Source organism: Stenotrophomonas sp. PS02298 (assembly GCF_029959445.1).
GTDB lineage: Bacteria > Pseudomonadota > Gammaproteobacteria > Xanthomonadales > Xanthomonadaceae > Stenotrophomonas.
In genome coordinates this window covers 1-225 of the sequence record NZ_JASCOR010000359.1, presented here as the reverse complement: position 1 = coordinate 225, position 225 = coordinate 1, and the positions used below count along the sequence as shown (strand labels likewise).

Genomic DNA, 225 nt, shown 5'->3' with positions numbered 1-225 from the left:
AGGTTCTCCCCATCTATGGGGTCTGTTCAAGCACCTTGGCTGTGTAGCTCAGCGGCGCCACTTCCCTTTCAAGATCCAGGTGGTAATCGCCGAAGCGATTGATGTGGCTGGTCCGATAAGGCGACAGGCCGGCCAGGATCTCGGGCGTCAGTTCAATCCCCTCCTTCCTCATCTCGGCCAAGGTCCGGCTCATGCCTTCCACGTTGTGGAGGATGATCATGTTGG

The 225-nt window shown here is 57.8% G+C and carries 1 protein-coding gene; it reads right to left on the bottom strand.

The annotated features are described in order from the left end of the window. Positions 1 to 13 precede the first annotated feature (13 nt). Positions 14 to 225: Tn3 family transposase (locus QMX78_RS21635; RefSeq protein WP_282273505.1), on the bottom strand; the 212-nt coding region annotated here is incomplete at its 5' end.